Origin of the sequence: Vibrio sp. MMG023 (assembly GCF_021654215.1) — a bacterium.
Taxonomy (GTDB): domain Bacteria; phylum Pseudomonadota; class Gammaproteobacteria; order Enterobacterales; family Vibrionaceae; genus Vibrio; species Vibrio jasicida.
Genome location: NZ_JAKFZP010000005.1, coordinates 464,683 through 479,768, shown reverse-complemented (window position 1 = coordinate 479,768; position 15,086 = coordinate 464,683). Strand labels below are relative to the sequence as shown.

At 45.1% G+C, this 15,086-nt stretch carries 10 protein-coding genes; 4 read left to right on the top strand and 6 right to left on the bottom strand.

Features of this window, described 5'->3' with window-relative positions; genetic code table 11:
• Positions 1-14: 14 nt before the first annotated feature.
• The gene (locus tag L1076_RS18495) at positions 15-3,176 is read right to left on the bottom strand and encodes a response regulator (protein ID WP_237304242.1); all 3,162 of its coding nucleotides are present in this window, start codon (positions 3,174-3,176) and stop codon (positions 15-17) included.
• A 456-nt stretch (positions 3,177-3,632) separates the two neighbouring features.
• Between L1076_RS18495 and L1076_RS18490 the strand changes: the two genes are divergently transcribed.
• On the top strand, positions 3,633-5,168 hold the full coding sequence (locus L1076_RS18490; protein ID WP_038874958.1) for a diguanylate cyclase: 1,536 nt from the start codon (positions 3,633-3,635) through the stop codon (positions 5,166-5,168).
• 56 nt (positions 5,169-5,224) lie between these two features.
• On the opposite strand, the gene L1076_RS18485 is transcribed toward L1076_RS18490, so the two are convergent.
• Complete coding sequence (locus L1076_RS18485) at positions 5,225-5,656, bottom strand: hypothetical protein (RefSeq protein ID WP_033006358.1); 432 nt, start codon at positions 5,654-5,656, stop codon at positions 5,225-5,227.
• 252 nt (positions 5,657-5,908) lie between these two features.
• On the opposite strand from L1076_RS18485, the gene L1076_RS18480 reads away from it, so the two are divergent.
• Complete coding sequence (locus L1076_RS18480; protein ID WP_038872631.1) at positions 5,909-6,124, top strand: DUF6434 domain-containing protein; 216 nt, start codon at positions 5,909-5,911, stop codon at positions 6,122-6,124.
• Positions 6,125-6,183: 59 nt separating this feature from the next.
• Complete coding sequence (locus L1076_RS18475; RefSeq protein WP_237304241.1) at positions 6,184-6,846, top strand: DNA alkylation repair protein; 663 nt, start codon at positions 6,184-6,186, stop codon at positions 6,844-6,846.
• Between the two features lie 89 nt (positions 6,847-6,935).
• Here L1076_RS18475 and L1076_RS18470 read toward each other — a convergent pair whose 3' ends face one another.
• Entirely contained in the window at positions 6,936-11,336 is a 4,401-nt protein-coding gene (locus L1076_RS18470) for an SslE/AcfD family lipoprotein zinc metalloprotease (protein WP_237304240.1), read from the bottom strand.
• Between the two features lie 312 nt (positions 11,337-11,648).
• Between L1076_RS18470 and L1076_RS18465 the strand changes: the two genes are divergently transcribed.
• On the top strand, positions 11,649-12,038 hold the full coding sequence (locus tag L1076_RS18465) for an ATP-binding protein (protein WP_054756105.1): 390 nt from the start codon (positions 11,649-11,651) through the stop codon (positions 12,036-12,038).
• Positions 12,039-12,085: 47 nt separating this feature from the next.
• Here L1076_RS18465 and L1076_RS18460 read toward each other — a convergent pair whose 3' ends face one another.
• Genes L1076_RS18460 through L1076_RS18450 form a run of 3 tightly spaced genes read right to left on the bottom strand, consistent with a single transcriptional unit; the run spans position 12,086 to position 15,042 of the window.
• A complete protein-coding gene (locus L1076_RS18460) occupies positions 12,086-12,724 on the bottom strand; it encodes a sugar transferase (RefSeq protein ID WP_171374098.1) in 639 nt (212 codons plus the stop codon).
• A gap of 10 nt (positions 12,725-12,734) precedes the next feature.
• Positions 12,735-13,928: a glycosyltransferase family 2 protein gene (locus L1076_RS18455; protein WP_237304239.1), complete on the bottom strand. Its 1,194-nt coding sequence runs from the start codon at positions 13,926-13,928 to the stop codon at positions 12,735-12,737.
• Entirely contained in the window at positions 13,921-15,042 is a 1,122-nt protein-coding gene (locus L1076_RS18450) for a glycosyltransferase (protein ID WP_237304238.1), read from the bottom strand. Before L1076_RS18450 ends, L1076_RS18455 begins: the two co-directional genes overlap by 8 nt.
• Between the last annotated feature and the right edge of the window lie 44 nt (positions 15,043-15,086).

The following is a 15,086-nucleotide window of genomic DNA, read 5'->3' as shown; positions in this document are numbered from 1 at the left end:
CATCAACCTTTTCGTTAAATCACGCTTTCAATTTGATGAAGAAGTTTCTCTTTCCGCACCGGTTTCGGTACATAGGCATCCATACCTGAGTCATAGCAACGTTGAATATCGTCATCCACAACACTGGCGGTTAATGCAATGATCGGTGTTTTCGGTAGACCAGAGTTTCTTTCATATGCTCGGATTTCTTTGGTCGCTTGGAAGCCATCCATCACCGGCATCATGCAGTCCATTAAAATGATGTCAAAGCCATTATCTTGTTGGAACATATCCACGGCAATTTGACCATTTTCTGCAATCTCAAACTCATAACCAGCTTTACTTAACAACAATGATGCTACTTTTTGGTTTACGGTATTATCTTCAACTAACAGAATACGCTCAGAGCGACTCGGTAGGATCGTGATTGAAGGCTCTTCTTTTAGAGCCGCTGCTTGATGGTTATCCACATGACTAACTGGGGCTGGACTGATGTTGTTAATCGTAGCGTCGACAACTGGTACGTTAGCAGCTTTTGCCAGTTTCTCTTTCAACACATTCGCTTTGAACGGTTTCGGGACGTAGTCGTCCATACCAACATCAAAACACTTCTGAATATCGTCATCCACCACACTCGCGGTTAAGGCGATAATAGGGATGCGGTAGTTGCGGTTTTCATCTTGCTCGATCTGACGAATTTTCTCTGTCGCTTCAAAGCCATCCATGACAGGCATCATGCAGTCCATTAAGATCAATGCGTATTGGCTCTTTTTGAACATTTCAACGGCTTCGGCACCATTTGCAGCTAAATCGAAAGGGAAGCCCGCTTTGGTCACGTGCAATCCAGCAATTTTTTGGTTTACTGTATTGTCATCAACCACCAATATTTTAGCTCTGGTATTCGCGACACTGTTTACGGCTAGTTGTGCTTTTTGGGTGAATTTTGCTTCGCAGCTTTCAAGTGCTTTCACTAAACGTTGACCAAGCAGTGGTTGAGTAATGATGGCACTCACGCTCTGACCGAAGTCAAATTGACCGCTGTGTAAATGCTTCACTAAACACAGACGAACATTCTGTGTTTCCAGTCTGTGGAAGATGTCTTCATTGGCTTTGGCTGCATTAGGACGAGTCTCGGCATAGATCACAACCACCTGTTCTTTGTCATTGATCCATGTCGGTAGCTCATCTAATGACGTTACGGATTGATGCATCGCGATGCGATAGAAATTAAGCTCATCACGTAGGGTACTTTCCATATTCGGGTCGTCACAAACCAGCCAAACCTGACTGTTATGAGCGGTATGCTTTGAGTCAAAATCTAGTTGGACTACGGAAGAAGTCAGTTGGAAGAAGAAGCGGCTCCCTTGGCCTTTCTCAGATTCCAATTGGATCTTTCCACCCATCAGCTCTACCAGTTGCGTGCTGATCGCTAAGCCAAGCCCAGTGCCTCCAAATTGGCGCGTTGTAGAGTCGTCTTCTTGTGCGAAGGGTTCGAATATCTTTTTCTGCTGTTGTTCATCAATACCGATGCCGGAATCTTGCACTGAAAACTCCATTACCGCGTAAGAACCCGACACTGAATGGGTTGATACCGACAGGCACACAGTGCCACTTTCGGTAAACTTCACCGCATTAGACATAAAGTTCATGATCACTTGGCGTAAACGGTGATCATCAATCATCAAGCGGAATGGAGTATTACGGCTAATGTTTACCTTAAGGTCGATGCCTTTTTCTTTGGCTTTTGGAGAAACAATAGAAGCAATGTCGTAGATAGATTCACGCACACAGGTTGAATGTGGACTGATCAGCAACATGCCCGATTCAATCTTGGAGAAATCCAAAATGTCGTTAATCAGACTAAGTAGTAACTGAGACGAGGTTTCGATAGTATCGACGTAATCACGCTGTGTGGCTGTTAATGAGGTATCGGAAAGCACTTCAGATATACCAATTACCCCATTAAGTGGTGTGCGAATTTCATGTGACATGTTAGCAAGGAAGCTGCTTTTTGCTTTGCTGGCTTTAATCGCGTCGTCTTTCGCACGCTCCGCATCCTCTTTTGCTTGGGTTAATTTCACTTTCGCTTGTTCGCGTTCGTAACTCAGGCGCTCTACTTCCTGAGCGAACTTACTCAACTCGTCTTTGCCTTTGACTAATTCTGCGAGCGGCGACTCTTCGCTGTAGCTGTCGCGGCGTAAAAACTCGAGAACAAGGTTTAGGTTGCCTGTCACTTTACGTACTAAACGTATTGCGAGGCTGATGACCAAAATGGTGATTAACGACATCACGCCGATGAACATGAGTCGCTGTTGGTTGGCAATGGAGATGGCATGATCAACGTCAGCATTAAGTTGGTCAGTCATTTTATTATCGACATTTTGTAGCAGTTCGAGACGGCCGTTTAGAGCGGTCAAACCCGTCGCGACTTCTTGGGGAGGTAGGGTACTCAACTCTTGTTCACTGAACAGATAAGCACGGAATTCTTGGCTAAGAACGAATACTTCATTTGTGAAGGTTTCGATTAACAACTCAACTTGTTGTTGATTAGCATTAAGGGTTACAAAGCGCTCTAAAAACAGTTGCTGATTTTTGACTAAGGATTCAATCTCGCTCCCGATGTCTGTGTCGTAGTACTGGTTTTGTTCAACGGAATAAATTAGGTACTGGCTTAAACGGTTTTCTTCTTTCGACCAGAACATTAGCCACTCAATTTGCATTAAAGCAGACAGATGGTTTTGGATTTCAACCGTGGCATTGTTAAAAGGGACTTTTTCTAAAGCCAAAAGAATCTGTTTGTAAGTGTCGGCGCGCCATTCAGCTAAGTCTAGACGTTCATCCATGTCTGTACTGGTCGCGAGAGACAAACTTGCTTCTTCTAGGCTTGACAACAAGTCCGCCATTTCAACGCCTTTATCGGCAAAAATGAGAGTGGCGGTGGCATTGAGTTTCTCAGTTGTGCCTTTGATCATCACCGCTTTATCGGTTACGTCTGGATTGCTAGGCAGGTTGTAAAGATACGAAACCTGATCCATGTAGTCAGAGAACAAATGTGCTCTTTCAAGATCTTGAGCCTGAGTCGACAACCTAACGACTTGCTGTCCCGCCAGAAAGAGCAACAAAACGATGGGTAAGAAAACTAAGCAAAACAGCTTGTGTTTTACGGAGAGGTTATTCCATGAAAGCGATCCAGCCACAGTGCACGTCCATATCCAAGAGATTGATATGAAAAGTGTAGTTTATGTATCTCATTTGTTAGAAATGGTGTAGAAAAATTCATACTTATACAATCCAAAAAGTGTGACTCTTGCGACAAAGGTTCAGTTTGTTAAGAGGATATGATTTCAAAAATATCAATAACTCCCTTCCTATTAGATTTATATTGTTTATTTAAAGTAATGAAACGTATCGATAAAAACCATTTGTTGTACATGGAAAATGTTTTGTCGTAACTCGGGAGAAAGTTGCTGTTTCGATATACAGGGGTAGGTATAATTTGTTTGCTTTCTTGCTAATGAGAATGCCAAACGTCAGCGCTTGCATTTTGTGTAATTTGTACTCTGATTACAGCTAAAGGGCGCAAATAAGACGTGTCATCCATCGATTAGAATACGTATTTTAAAATACGACAATGTCACAACAACAATTAAGTCATGAATGTATCTCGAAGTCTTCAAAGCGTAACGCTCCGCTACACCGTCCCAATTGTCTTTATCGCTTTATTTACCAACTTTACCTATTGGGCCTACCAACAAGTCGATGAAGCAAAGAGTCTTGCTCGCTACCACGTGAAATCGGCTGAAGTAAACCTAGGAACCATCGTTGGTGGGTATCGTGATTTGTTGCGGGCTATGAGCAATGATGAGCATTTCACCGAATCAGAATTGTCGTTGAAAGAGCGAGCCTCTCGTGCTGTGTCTTATAAAGAAGCGTTTGAATTGGCAGGGATCGGGTTCAGTGATGGCGTTGGGAATATGGTCAGCACGCACAATAACAAAGTCCATTCCATCGCACATCGAGACTATTTTCATCAAGTAATCCGAACCCAAAAGACCGTCATGACCGATGTACTTACAGACATCAGTAATGGCAACATTGTGTATGTCCTATGCCGTCCAATGTTTGACTTGTTAGGGGATTTGCAGGGGACCATTTCAGCATCGATTCACTTTAGTGAGATTCAACATGCGTTAAAAACGGACAACGAAGATGATATTTATAGTGTCTTATTGGATGATGAGCTGAATGTCATTAGTCATTCCAGAGATGCACAATATGTTGGTGTCAATCTGTTCAATTATGGTTATGAAAAACTATTTGATCGGGAAGCCAATTTACACGCTTTATCGAATTCTTCTTCCGGTGGTTTCTTCACTTATTCTTCGCCATTTGATTTGTCATACATTGAGTTCCGCAAGATCGAGGACACGCCTTGGATTTTACTTTCAAAAGCCAAGTTCAGCAGTTTACTCGGTGAAGGGACAACGATGTTTGGTGTTAACGTCCTGCTTATCATCGCGATTTATCTTGTGATAACACGACTGATGGGTAAACAAGTCGTTGGATTAACGCAGCCTCTAGACCGATTCTTAGAAGAGAGCCAAGTGGTTCTCAATGACAGTTCTATGGAGCTGAAAGAGCATTTTGAGTTGGTATTACAAGCCAGTCGCAATGGCGTGTTTTGTTCACGCAGTGGTTTGCTCACGCGGGAGTATTTCTTGCGAGGGGCAGAAAAGTCGTTGTCTCTTAGTAATACGCCCAAAGCTTGTATCTTCTTTGATATGGATAACCTCAAGTACATCAACGATACATACGGTCACTTAGCGGGCGATAAAGTTATCGCTCTGTTTGTGGCGGTGTTGAGAGAGAGTTTTGGCCACAAGCGCGACATCATAGGCCGATTTGGTGGTGATGAGTTTGTGGTGTTAACGCAAGAGTTTCGAACGAAGCGTGAATTAGAGCTAAAGCTAGACAAGTTCCTCGCTAAATTGCAAAGTACGGCGGATCGTTTAGGCATTGATATCAGTTTAACCGCGTCAATTGGGGTTGTTCTCACAGAGGGCGTGGGGCGCGATATTGATATTCTGCTGCACTGTTCCGATATGGCGGTGTACAGAGCGAAGCAATTGGGTAAAGGGCGTTACGCGTTTTATCATACTTCGATGGTAGAAGTGCCGATATTCAGTTAGCAAAAGGGAGGTGTGAAGCCTCCCTTTTTTATTGTGTCTCAGCCGCTGGTGGTGAGTTAAGCCGTAACCGCTTGAGGCTGTTTTCTCAACACATAGATGTCATGATCTCGCAATAGGTAGAGAGCGAAACACGCAGCAAGCATCGGCCACGCCGCGAAGAATAATAGGTTGTTGAACGGGTCTAGGTATTTCGCAAACGAAGAGAAAGTCGAGCCTGCGTGTAATACCAGAATCGCAAGATAAGTCAGGTTCTTCCAAAGTCCAGCCACAAAAATCCCGATGAACACCAACTGGGCAATACCTAACGCGACAGAAAATCCACTCGATATATCTAAACCATAAAAGCCAGAGAACACTTTCATTGCATGCTCTGGTACCAGCACTTTATCTAGCGCCCACATGATAAATACCAACGCGATACTTAAGCGCAGTGCTAACAGCCCTAATCCCAACTGACGTTGAAGCTTTGGTTGGAGCGTTTCTTTCATTTTCATTCCTTTAGTGAGTAGTGAAGGTTCCTAATGGCAGACCGACTCTTTCTTAAACTGATTACAACGAGATATGTAAATATTCGTGTCCCGTTCCAATTTGGATTCTCGTCAGCACAATACATAAACCACGGAAATATGACTGAATTGGCAAAAATGAAGTATTCGAGGACTCAAGGTGGATGTGGCTGATAGAAGATGTCACTCTTTCTTTGAGCAAAGAGTCGCTACCAAGCCTAGAAGAAGGGACATATGAGCAAAGTGGATTGGCATAAAAACCATATTGAAGACAACACGTTAATTACGTCTTCCTATAAGAGCACTCAAAATGTACGTCGTTACTTCAAGTCCAAATGTGGAGACGGTTTCAAGTTTGACCGCAGCTTTATGCAGTGGATGAACGACGCAGAAGGAACAAGCATGGGTGATGCCGCACAAGAGTGGTTACGCAGACAGCAAGCAAAATAGTTCACCAATAAAGTGATTCACGCTAAACGTATCGAAATGGAAGAACAGAAAGAAAAACAATGAGTATTGTAGAAACGTTAACTCAAAAGTTAAGTGAGATTGGGTACCCAGAGAAGCGAGTGCGCACCGGCTTGGTGAGGGCGATCTCTGCCGATGGTTTTCGAAGTTTAGACAAAAAGCAAGCAGACTTCGTTTTTGAGCAGTGTGAAACATTGCTGGCAGAGCGTGATTGGGCATTAAGCGTGATTGCGTTTGACTGGGCGTTCAGATTGAAAAAGCATTATGACGCCGCCACGTACGATCGATTCGAATCTTGGCTTTATCAATACATTACCGATTGGAATGATTGTGATGATTTCTGTACGCATGCTCTAGGTGCTTTGATTGCCCAAGATAATAGTTTGTTTGAGCGAACCTTAGAGTGGACCAAAAGAGATAATTTTGCAGTGAGAAGAGCAGCTGCCGTCGCGCTGATTTACCCAATTAATAAAGGGATGTACGGTGGAATTGATCCATTTGAAGTGGCAGAACGCCTATTGGAAGATGATCATTATTTAGTGCAAAAGGGTTATGGCTGGATGCTCAAAGTGCTGGCGCAAAAAGAACCGGAGCGAGTGGTGGACTACTTGAAACGTCATCATAGCAAGATGCCGAGGACGGCGTTTCGATATGCGATAGAAAAGTTGGATAAGCAAACTAAGCGAGAGCTGATGGCCTTGTAGCTTCCCTCTTCGACACTTCGCCAAAGCAAGCAGAGTGATACAAAAAAGCCGACAGAATTGAATTCTGTCGGCTTTTATCGTCTTACGGGTTACTTAACAGACAAATACTCAGAAGGAGACTTATCTGGTTTCGGTAAATCTATCGTCGCAACCGCGTTGAAACCAGCAGGTGTTAAACCACCAGAGTAATCAACAGTGCCATTTGGCAGGTTGGCTTTGGTTTCTGATGGGTTCCACATACGGAAGTAATCTGTCAGATCATATCCGGTCAGGTATGAGGTACATGCCATCATGAGATCGCCTTGGCTTAACTGGCTGCTTTGTGCAGAACAGTAGTTAATGCCTTGGTCTCCAATACTGTCACCACGTGCTTTACGGTGTGCGAGTTTGAAGAAGTTCCAGCCTTGGTCTTCAGTAAAGATGCTCGGCTTATCTGCTTGATTCGCATACCAATCATCGATGTTGAAATGGTCTTCTGCCCATAGCTTTAACTGGCCGAACATCGCTAAACGCATACCAACATCCGCTTCACTCCAAGCATGACCTTCGAAACGATCAAGCCATAAAGGTGACTTGGATAAATCACTCGCAATACGGTCCATGTATGGCTTCGATTCACGTTGTTCTTGCATGTAAAGCGCAAGAATGTTGTTGGTGACCTCAGTAGAGCCTGCCATCATAAACGGCGCTGTAGCAAGGTTGTGTCCGACTTCATGCCATAGCAACCAGTCATTGGTTGGGTTTGATGGAACGACAGTCCATGTAGGCCAGTAGCTGTTACTTTGAACTGGGTAGCCTGAGTGCGCCGCACCAATCGAGATTTGCACATCATTTACGAAGCGATGTCGGTTGGCGAGCAGGGCATCGTAAGTAAATCGACGGTGTTTTCCTTCTACCGTGACTTGATCACGTCCGTAAAAATCACTCGCATGGTTCGCGAATGCGTTCAGTTCATCGGCAAACTTAGGTACGTCTGTGTCCAGTACGTTTTTCACTGGCGTCGTGTAGACGAAATGACCTGAATCGATTTCTGCCAATGGGACGTCAGTGTTGATTGGGGTTAACCAAGCACCATCTTTCCACCAAGACGCACGAAGCACACCAGTGAAGTTAAACGTCACAACGTCACGAGAATCCACTTCTAACGGTTGAATGTAAATCAAACCACCGTAAGGTACTTTGAAGCTCAAAGAAGAACCATCATATTGGAAAGTCTTTTGCACGCGTGGCGGGCGTTTCAAGCTCAGTTCGTGGTTTGCACGGCCTGTTAAGTCATCAACCAATGCAACATTGATAGACGCTTTTACACCACCAGAGATGGTGACTTCTTCAAGTTGCGGCGCCCACAACCCCGTCGATTGCATGCTGCCTGCCGTACCAATCACGGTTTTGTTGTCAGTATGAATCGCAACGCTCGCTGCACTGCCTGATTGAACAGGGCGACCCGGGTAGCCAGTCGTATCAACACTGATCTCTAAATCCCAGTAAGAGCGACCCAGCATCATGCGTGTTAATGGCTTCTCCATCCAGTTCAGAGGGTAAGACGGGTTCAGCTCGCCTGATTCGGTAATCATTGACCATTTAGCAAGTTGCTCTCGTGTATCTTGACCACAAACATTACCGCCTTGATGTGCGTTGCTCGTGTAGCAGTTCAGCATTTCGACCGCACGTTTGAAGCCAAGCTCATCTTGTACGTTTGGATTGAATTCGTACTGCTCGTCATTCCATAGCCAAACGGAGAGGTTATCGTAGGTTGAAGTTAGCTCAGCCTGCGACAAGCGTTCACCAATCTCTCCTTTACTGCGGTAGTAAAGCTCGTGAGAAAGTAGACGATCAATGTTGGCACCTAAGTTCGCTGCTTTTACCATGCTATCCACGACTTCAGGGCTCATTTCGTAACGAGTAAAATCTGGACGATGGTGGTTACCACGGCTTGGAATGCCATGGCCTTCGCGCACTTCAATACAGTTTACTTCGTATTGGTAATTGTCTTTACAAACCGGAACGCCAGGAAACCCGCGTTGAAGTTCTGCGATTGCTGCTTGTTTCTCTTGTTCCGACTTCACCATGTGGAATGCATAACGTTGATGCTCTTGTCCATCAATGGAGACTTTGTATAGCGGTATTTCAAGGGTAGGCATGTCGATATTGCCCGGCCATGTCACCGTACCGTTGTCATTGATCTCAATCTTAGTTGTGTCTGCATAACGTTCATAAACCACGAGGTCGTGCTCTGCGACCGCATGCAAGTTAGGTACGTTCGGGCCTGATGTGCTGTGACACCAATAGCTGTCCGTACACAGAGACTGGAATGTTTTGGCAACGTTCGCTCCGCCAACCGAAACACCTGCCGCATCCGCTAAACGAGCAATCGGCTCTGGGTTACTCTCTTCTAAAGCATCAAAGAAGATGATGCTACCGCCGTTGTTTACGTATTCGATCAGCGCTGTAACGTCATCTGCGTCCAACTTAGGTTGGTTGATGTCAGACACGACGGATTTTGTCGCGTAGCCATCGGTTTTGATTTCGTAAGACTGAAGCAAAAGCAGTGGTGTAGAGGTTGGATCTAATGAATCAAACTGGCCGCTGCTTAATACGTCCACTTCACCCAATTTATAGCTGGGATTGACAAAGAAATCGTAGATTTGACCTTCTTTGCGATCCCAACGGAATGCATGACCTTTGTTGATGTTGGTGGCAATCGCGACAGAATCTTGTGTTGCATTCGGCACTAACCAATCAATCAAGTTGCTGAACATGATTTGCATGCTGCCGTGATCGGTACGAGTATCCGCATCTTGCGCTTCTTGGTTGTGAGGCGTGCTATAACGACATTGCTGTGCTTCGCTGTCGATGCCCAGATCTGCGCCTGCCCAGTAGTTTTCTGGACAAGAGAAGATAGAGGTGTACATCGCGTTACCCAAGAACACCACTTTACCCGAGTCAATCATACCTGCCGTCATGGTTGGTAGATTAAAGGTCGCAGTTTGTTTGGAAATCACTTCTGGGCGCTGCATAACCACCGTTGAGTTTTCATCAATGGTTGTGGCATCCACAATGTAGGCTTTTTGATCTTTGCCAGAACCATGAGTCCATGCCGCTTCTTCACCAAACGGGAGCCAGTAGCTGTTGTCGTTGCGTGGCATCAGAACAGGGAACGCTTCGTTGGTTAGGTTGAAGTTACGCATTGCACGGGTGTAACCAGAGCCACCCCAACCATGGTTATCATGGAAGATGTGTACGCTATCCACACCAGCATAAATCTGATGCAGAGACTGCGTGACATAATTACTACCAGAAGCGCGAACCGTGCGTCGCATAGGTGCAGCAAAGCCCGACCATTGAGGCGTCTGCTTTAGTTGCCCATCAATGATTTGTGTTAAACCTTGGCTGAATTGCGCTTCGAACTCATTGGGTGTTGTGAAGTTCGTGCCTTCAATTTTTGCACCGTTAGGTAGGCTCAAATTGATCAGCTCGTTAATAACGTTCGGGTATTGTGCGAACACCTGACGAACGGTATCGCTGATCTCAATGTGGTTGCCAGAAGACACACCATAACGGTGAACGAACGCATCAAGGTTCTGTTTCACCAATGGGTTGTCGCTTAAATCTGCAAGTTGGTAATTGACCTTATTGCCTTTCACTTGGCCTAGAGTAAAGGTGTCGATACCAAAGATCAGGTTCTCACCCCAAAGGTATTCAAATTCACCGTTGGCATCCGTGATTCCGCGTGCGGATTGGCTAAAGAACTCGACGCCAGCAAGCGCATTTCCTTGGGAGTCGGTCAAACGGCTTTTGGTCAACGGTTTGTTGGCTGCACTTGGTTTGTATTCGTAAGTCGCCTCTGCATTGGCAGACACAAACGACCCCGTTAAGTTGTTGCTTGCGCCCGGAGTGACTTCTGGTTGAAGTTCTGGGTCAACGTGCGCGCTTGGTTGTTCACTTTCGTTTGCAACACTTGGATTGAGGAACTCATCAATCGCAGCTTGATCGTCACTTTCGTATAAGTCTTGGATGTCATAACTGTTGATTTCATCCAAACACACTTGTGCGTCCTGAGTAGGGCACGTGTCGATCTTGTTTAACAGCTTAGTGGCGTTGTTTGCGTGTTGGCCGAGTACGTCTTTTAGGTCATAGGCTTGCGTTAATTCAGCTGGCTGTGAACCCATACGAGTTTGCTCAGGGATCTGGTAACTGAACTCACCTAACGTCACCCCACCAAATTGACAATCAAACTGGCCTTCTGAAGCTGCGTAGGTGAAGTAGCCAGACTCACTGATGTCTTGTCCATCACACTGAATATCGCCAGTGATCTGTTTACCGTTAATGAACAGCTTACCTTGGTAGGTCGTTACGCCAATATCTGGTTGTTCAGGTGGTAAATCTGGTTCGACCGTTGGAGGTGTGGTGCTTGTTGAGTGTTTGTTTTCATCGCCTCCGCAGCCAAACAGCAGCGAAGCGACAAGGATTGAAAGAAGACTTCTTTTCAAAGACTAAACCCTTATGAAATGCCATCGAACAATGGATGGAGTATTGGTTGAGAGTGACTTTATTTAAAAGCTCAAGGTTTTTGGTTGATACTAAGTAAGTCGTTAAGTCTTAGTGATTTTTTGAGCTCAATAAATGCGCGCGCATTCTAGATTTAAATGCGACCGGAGGGAACATAAATTAATGCTTGAGCTCAATTATTTACGCTTATGAGAGCAAGGTTACGACGACGAACGATCCTAGTGGCTGCTTTCCCTTTCATTTCCTCAAAAATAGCGTAAAGTTTGCTGGTTTTTCACTAAAATCCTTCCATTATGTCTAATGCAAAACTCCTTCTTGTTCGTGGCTTACCGGGCTCTGGCAAGACAACGCTGGCCAAGCAATTGTCCAAACAGCTCAAAGCAAAGCATTTTGAAGCTGACATGTATTTTGAGAATGAAAATGGCGAGTATGTTTTTGACGGTACGAAGCTGGCAGAAGCGCATGAATGGTGCTTTCAACAAACGCGCAAGTGGCTAAGTAAAGGTAAGACAGTGATTGTGAGTAATACGTTTGTGCGTCGCTGGGAAATGAAACGCTATGTAAAGTATTGTGAAAAGAAGGGGATTGAAGTGGAAGTTCAGGTCTGTCGCGGTGAGTACTCAAGTGTTCATAATGTGCCACCAACGACGATTGAAAACATGCGTCGCCAGTGGCAAGAGTAACGGTTCTTCATTCTTTGATTGTTTCTAATCAGTGAAGCCTCTATGGTTTACTGACCGCGACCGTCGATCATCACCACTAGTGTTTTGCTCATGATTGCAATGTCCATGGAAATCCACGAGTAGAAAGAACTCAAGCTCAGTGCGTAACTGTGGTCAAACCCCACCTTGCGACGAACGTCTTCAATACAAGAATCATAACCTTGGTTTACCTGCGCTAGACCTGTGATGCCAGGTAGCACACCGTATGTGCGTTCAACAAAATAAGGGATTTCGTCTTCCAGTTTTTGATAGAAAGCAGGGCGTTCAGGGCGTGGACCAATCAGTGACATTTCACCTTTCAACACGTTGAACAATTGTGGCAGTTCATCCAATCGTGTCTTGCGTAAGAAACGGCCAACGGGCGTAATACGTGGATCATTTGCCGATGCCCAAACTGCGCCAGATCGTTGTTCTGCGTCGACATACATGGTGCGAAACTTCATGATTTCGAATAAATCCATTTTTTCTGGCGTGCAGCGTCCAACACGAAGTTGACGATAAATAATAGGGCCACGCGAATCGATGACAATCGCCAAAGCAATCAAAGGCATGATTGGCGCAGTCACGATTAAGATCAATAGCGAAATGAGAACATCGAAAGCTCGCTTAGCTAGGTGAATGTTTGAATCGTAGCGTGATGTCTTCATGATGATTTCCTTATTGATTAATGCGTTTCCAACGCCCATTTTCCATTCCTAGTAGGTAACGCAATCCACCTGCAAAGTTGGCGATATGTCCTACGACCATGTAACTGATTAATTTGAACGGTTTGAATATATTGAAAACCGGAACAAAGTAAGTGATCAGCGCGACGAGATATACCGCTAACTGCCCAAACATTAGAATCTGAAATGCTGGATAGTGATCAAGCAGCAATGAGCTCACCAAGCATAAGATCATCAGATAAGGCGTCGCGAGACGCAGTACCTTTCCCGATAGAAATGCAAATGCGGTGCCACGATAACGGGGAAGCAGCAGCTTTTTTAGCTTTAAGAATTGCTGCATATTCCCGGCAGAAATACGCAGGCGACGTTGGAAGTCCGAACTGTCTGAGCTTTCTTCCAGTTCGATGGCTAACATTTTTGGTTCATAGACGGAGTCATAACCTTGAAGCACAATGCGCATGGGCAAAATGAAGTCATCATTGATAATTTCTGGCTCTAAAGGCGTGAACAGTTTGGTTCTAAACGTATAAAACGCGCCATGAGAACCGATGGTCGATCCAATCAACGACTCTTTGTATTTTACTTGAGATTGATAATGCCAATATGCCGCTTCACCTTCGTTTTGGGTTGTCATGATTTGATAGGTTGCATTAACGACGCCGACGTTTTCATTTTGGTAGTGCTGGCTAGCAAGTAGTAGAGAGTCACACGACACCAGCGCGGAAACGTCACTCAAAGCAGTAATGTCCGAAATGACGTTTTCCATTTCTGCGTTGAGAAGTGCCACTTTACCTCGGTTGATTCGATGATCGTGGATGATGAACAAGGTATCGGCACAAATGGCTTCTTGAATGGTGTCTTGCGCAATATCAGCGGTATTGTCAGAGCACCCGTCACAAGCAATTACCACGGTAAGCTTATTTCTCGGATAATCTAAACTAGCAAGGTTGCGAATTTTCTCTGCTATCCACTGTTCTTCGTTATAAGCGGGAACGATCACCGTAATGGAGGGTAAAGTACCGTCGCTTTTTGACGCTTTATAGTTACCTTCGCCTCGTTTCGAGGAAACTTTACTTGTTCTGCGATGAGCAGATAACCAGTTGAGAACAAGGGGGTAGCCAACGTGGTGGTAAATAATCAGTAGCGCAGATAAAACGAAACCAACTGTCCAAAGTAAATCACTCATAAGAAGTCTCCCCAGATAAAACAGCATAGCGATTAACCATATCGCGAATATCAAAGTGCTTAAGAATGTGTTTTCGTGGTGAACGAGATTGTCGTGATAAGTAGTTTGTTAACGCTTCCGCGAGCATTGGGACTCGGTTTGGTTCTACCAATGCACTGGTATGAGGACATAATGTTTCCTTTACCGCGCCGACATTGCTGGCGATACAAGGTACGCCGCATGCTTGTGCTTCCAGTGTCGAAAGTGGAAAACCTTCTTGTAATGATGGCAAGCAAAACACATCGAGGCTTTGATAAAAGCTTGGCATGTCATTGACTAACCCGAGAAACGTCACTCTTTCTTCTAGGCCGAGAGTCCTTACTTGTGCCTCAAGCAAATCTCGCTGGCTGCCACAACCAGCAAGCGCGAGGTGTGTGTTTTCTGGTAATTGTGAAAATGCTTTGATTAGGATTTCTTGTCCTTTGACGGCCTCTAAGCGGCCAGCGGTTCCGATGATAAACTTGTCAGTTGGTAGCGAGAATATTTGTTTAGCTAACAGCCCATTGCCGTCTTTGAATTTTTCGCAATCGATGCCGTTGTGGATCGTTTTTACCCGTTCGTAACCCAAGTTATTGATGATTTGTTCTGCGACAAAATCGGCGTCTGCGACAACCTGAGGACGAAGCAATTTGAGCAGGGTGGTTTGCAATCGTGCGGCTTTTCTGTTGTTAAGATGCCACGCATCGTGCTCGGTATGGATTAAGGCCTTCACGCCGTGGAGCCGAGCAGCGATGCCTCCGTAGAGAAGAGGCCCGATATGATGGGTATGTACCACATCGGCATGCAGTTGTTTTAATGTCTTCTTCAACGCTTTGAGTGTGACAAGATCCAACCCAGATTGTTTGTTGAGAAAGTGGAGTTGGTCTTGATAGTCTGCTAACTTTTCCCAATGGTTTAGCGCGGTGTACCGGTTTCCCTCTAGGCTAATGACACAAACGGAGTCTTCTGCTTTGGCAAAGCGAAGCATCTCAAGAACCAAGGTTTCTAAGCCTCCAGGTGCGAGATGCTGAACGACATGAACGATCACTTTACCTTTGCTCTTACTATTACTTTCTCGGGTCTTAACGTTTTCCATTCCTCAGCCCTCTACGTCAGTTGTTATCAGTAATACTGCACAGT